Raw genomic sequence first — 3,856 nt, 5'->3', positions numbered from 1 at the left:
CGGCTGCGCCGCCGTCCGGGCGCAGGGCGGCGCGTTCGGCGTCGAGGCCGAAGATCTCCGCGGCGGTTCCGGGGGCGGGCGGGGGTGTGGGAACGGGACCGCGGGAGCGGGTCAGCCCGGCCCACTCGCGGAGCAGGTGGGCGTCCGCGGCGGAGTCACCCGGGTGCGCGGCGAGTGCGGTCTCGGCGTGGACGACGAGGCGTTCCAGTGCGGTGCGTACGGGGGTGGGGCGTCCGGCCGCGAGAAGGGTCTGCCAGGCGGCGTGCACGGCGGCGACCGCGGCGCGGCGGGTGCGGTGGCCGGGCTCGGCGACGTAGGCGGCCGCGGCGTTCAGCGCGCGGGCCGTGGCACGGCGCTCGGGTCCCTCCCGGCGGACCAGTGCGGGGGCGACGGTGACGAGCCAGGACACCGCGCCGGCGCCGAGTGTCAGAGCGAGGTGGCCCGGCACCTGGCCGATCTCCTGCGGGGTGAACAGGGCGGCGGAGCTGACGAAGGTGAAGATCACCGGTCCGGGGGGTCCGATGCGGGTGGCGTCGCAGAGCAGCTTCTGCCCGGCGGCCAGGAGGGCGCCGACGGCGATCAGGACCGCGGTCGAACCGGTCAGCGAGGCCGCGACCAGGGAGGCGGCCAGACCGGCGAGCATCCCGAGGACGACTCCGGCGACGGTCCTGGCGCGGCGCGCGTACGGCAGGTTGTGGCCGTACAGCGCACAGAGCGAGCCGGCCATCGTGTACATCACGAGGTCGAGGCGGTCCAGGGAGTAGAGCACCAGGTTGGGGATCGCCGTGGCCACGACCACGCTGGTCGCCGGCTTGAACCACATGTCCGAGGGCCGGGCCAGACGCAGCGGGGCGGCCAGCGGGATTCTGCGGAGAGAGGACGGTCGGGGCCTGATGCTTGTATTACTCACACACATACTTTAACAGGTATTACACCCGTAAACGATTTGCTCGGCTGCGCGTGCCCGATGGCCCGCTCCGGTGCTCGGTCATAGCGTTCAGCTGTGCCAGGAAGCCCGGCGCGCATCCACCCACGCACGGAGGATTCCGAATGAAGCTCACCGCACCGGTGCCCGGCGGTCCCTGCTGGATCGAGCTGAGTACCTCCGACGTTCCGGCGGCCAAGTCGTTCTACACCGCTCTCTTCGGCTGGCAGACCGAGACGGATCCGCGCGAGGAGGCGGGCGGCTACACCATGGCGCACCTCGGGGACGCCCGGGTCGCAGCTCTCAGCCCCGTCTACCGGCCGGGGCAGCCGCCGGCCTGGACGGTGTCGTTCGCCGTCGAGGACGCGGACGCGACGGCCCGGAAGGCGACAGCGGCGGGCGGTTCGCTGCTGGCCGGGCCGATGGACGTGTTCGAGGAGGGCAGGTTCGCCGTGCTGGCGGACCCGTCCGGGGCGGTGTTCTCGCTGTGGCAGGGCCGCGCCTTCGCCGGCGCCGACCTGTTCAACGAACCGGGCACGCTGGGCTGGACGGAGCTCGCCACCCGCGAGAGCGCGCCGGCGCTCGCCTTCTACCCGGACCTCCTCGGCTGGACGGTCAAGGCCTCGGAGACGTACCCGCAGTGGGGCATCGACGGGGAGGACTTCGGCGGTCTGCTGACGATGGACGAGAACATCCCGGCCGAGGTGCCGCCGCACTGGCTGCCGTACATCGCCGTCGCGGACGTCGACGCGGCGGCGGCCACCGCGCTGGGTGGAGGCGGCGACCTGCTGATGCCCCCGACGGACATCGCGAGCAACCGCAGGATCGCGGTGGTACGCGACCCGCAGGGGGCCGTGTTCGGCATCTACCGGGCGGGCGACGAGGGATGATCGCCGGCTGAACAGCCTGCCCGCAGGACACGGGGAGGCGGTACGGAGCCGCTCCTCCGCCACGGCCGGGAGCCGCCCGCCTCGCGGCGGCCTTGCGGCGTGCGGGGCGGCCGCACGCCCGGCCGGTCACAAGGACGGCGTTCCGCCCCGGGGGCCGAACGCCGTTGTCAGCCGCTCTGCTCGTCCGTCACCTGGACGTGGTCCCCGATGCCGACCACGAGGACCCGGGTGCCCGGTTCGATCGGGCGCCAGCGGTGGACGAGGCCGCCCGCGCAGTAGAGCGTGTCGCCCCGCTCCAGGCGGTAGAAGCTGCCGTCCGCCTCGACCTCGGCCGAGCCGTCGGCGACGTACAGGATCTCGTCGTTGCGGTGCCGGAACTCGCGGCCCCAGTCGTGGTCCCCGGTGAACTCCAGCGCGTGCAGCCGCTGGTGGCCGCGGACGAGCGGCCGCATCCGGCCGTCCCCTTCGCCCCCCGCACCCGTTTCCCGCACGGAGGCGGAGCTGCCGCGCACCACGTCGACGGGGCGGGGCGCCTCGGCCGTGGAGAGGAGCTGGACCGCGGTCGTGTCGAGCGCGTCGGCGATGCGCTGGAGCGACCCCATGCTCGGCCGGGAGCGGCCGTTCTCGATCTGGCTGAGGAAGGGGGTGGAGAGTCCCGCCCGTCGTGCGACCTCGGCGAGGGTCAGTTCCAGGGCGCGGCGCCGTCGGCGAATCCCCGGGCCGACCCGTGGGGTCTCCGCCTCGCTCATCTCATTCACTCCGTGTCCCTGCGTGCCGCACACCACAGGCGGCGGGGCAGTGAGCAGCCTACCGGGCCGGTTAATCTCTTAAGTCCCACCTAATAAAGTTAACCGGGAGGACCGATCCATGCCCCTCGTGGACCAGAACCAGCGACGGCGCCGCGGTACCGGGCTCATAGCCCTGGACGAGGACGCCAGCTACGGCGGGTACACCCTCTTCGCCCCGCTGACCGGCGGCGGCGAGGTGTATCTCATCGACATGCGCGGTGAGGTGGTCCATCAGTGGAACCTCCCGTACCGGCCCGGCCGGCACGCCCGGATCCTGCCCAACGGCAACCTCGCCCACAGCGGCGTCCTCCCGGACGAGCCGGCGCTCTTCCCGATGTGGCACAAGTACCGCGGCGGGATCATGCAGGAGATCACCCCCGACGGCACGGTCGTACGCGAGCACCGCGACCGTTACCAGCACCACGACGCGTACCACTACGGCGACGGCCGGCTGCTGTACGCCGCGCTGGAGCCGCTGACCGGCGAGGCCGCGGCCGCGGTCCGGGGCGGCGTGCCCGGGTCCGAGGCCGACAGCACCGTATGGGCGGACACCATCGTCGAGGTGGACGCCGACGGGAACACGGTCTGGGAGTGGAAGGTCTCCGAGCACCTCGACCGCGAGGCCTTCCCGCTGCACCCCGACTACGCGCGCGAGCACTACCCGCTGATCAACAGCGTGCTGCCGACCAGCGACGGCAACATCCTGGCGAGTTTCCGCTCCGTCTCCGCCGTGGTCGTCATCAGCCGCGAGACCGGCGAGATCATCTGGCGCAGCGAGCCCGGCGTCGTATCGCAGCAGCACTGCCCGACGGAGCTGGAGAACGGCAACTTCCTGGTCTTCGACAACGGCGTCTTCCGTCCGCACTGGGATGTGCCGTTCAGCCGGGTCATCGAGATCGAGCGGTCGAGTGGCACCATTGTCTGGGAGTACCACGACCCGGCACGCGAGTCGTTCTTCGCCCCGTTCATGGGCAGCGCCCAGCGCCTGCCGAACGGGAACACGCTCGTGACGGACTCCCCCGCGGGACGCCTCTTCGAGGTGACCGCGGACGGTTATCTGTGCTGGGAGTACATCGTGCCGTTCTTCGGCGGCTACCAGGAAGAAGAAGTGCGCAAGCTGTTCCCGTCCGAGCCCAACGCCGTGTTCCGCTCCTACCGCTACTCGGCCCGGGAGCTTCCCTGGCTCGACGTCGCGAAGGGCTGAGCCGGACCATGGTCTCCCCCGTCCCCGACACGGTCGCCCCCGACACGGC

Annotated in this window: 3 protein-coding genes and 1 pseudogene; 2 read left to right on the top strand and 2 right to left on the bottom strand. The window is 72.0% G+C overall.

The window, feature by feature from the left end; all coding sequences use genetic code 11:
* Positions 1-910, bottom strand: a pseudogene (locus JGS39_RS37815) (FUSC family protein); the annotation flags it as partial.
* 140 nt (positions 911-1,050) lie between these two features.
* Between JGS39_RS37815 and JGS39_RS37810 the strand changes: the two are divergent.
* The gene (locus tag JGS39_RS37810) at positions 1,051-1,815 is read left to right on the top strand and encodes a VOC family protein (RefSeq protein WP_219574303.1); all 765 of its coding nucleotides are present in this window, start codon (positions 1,051-1,053) and stop codon (positions 1,813-1,815) included.
* Positions 1,816-1,982: 167 nt separating this feature from the next.
* Here the strand turns inward: JGS39_RS37810 and JGS39_RS37805 are convergent, their stop codons facing one another.
* Positions 1,983-2,564 (bottom strand): helix-turn-helix domain-containing protein, encoded by a 582-nt coding sequence (locus JGS39_RS37805; RefSeq protein ID WP_219574302.1) that lies wholly within the window; start codon positions 2,562-2,564, stop codon positions 1,983-1,985.
* A gap of 118 nt (positions 2,565-2,682) precedes the next feature.
* Between JGS39_RS37805 and JGS39_RS37800 the strand changes: the two genes are divergently transcribed.
* Positions 2,683-3,807, top strand: coding sequence for an aryl-sulfate sulfotransferase (locus JGS39_RS37800; RefSeq protein ID WP_219574301.1), 1,125 nt, complete (start codon positions 2,683-2,685; stop codon positions 3,805-3,807).
* Positions 3,808-3,856 lie beyond the last annotated feature (49 nt).

The sequence above is a fragment of the Streptomyces poriferorum genome, assembly GCF_019399235.1.
Classification (GTDB): Bacteria; Actinomycetota; Actinomycetes; order Streptomycetales; family Streptomycetaceae; genus Streptomyces; species Streptomyces poriferorum.
Note: the sequence above shows the minus strand (reverse complement) of the source record. Positions and strands in the feature narration are given on the sequence as shown.

Excerpts from the sequence above, each read along its gene's own strand:
- JGS39_RS37805 (WP_219574302.1), bottom strand. The coding sequence starts at position 2,564 with ATGAGCGAGGCGGAGACCCCACGGGTCGGCCCGGGGATTCGCCGACGG.
- JGS39_RS37800 (WP_219574301.1), top strand. The coding sequence starts at position 2,683 with ATGCCCCTCGTGGACCAGAACCAGCGACGGCGCCGCGGTACCGGGCTC.
- JGS39_RS37810 (WP_219574303.1), top strand. The coding sequence starts at position 1,051 with ATGAAGCTCACCGCACCGGTGCCCGGCGGTCCCTGCTGGATCGAGCTG.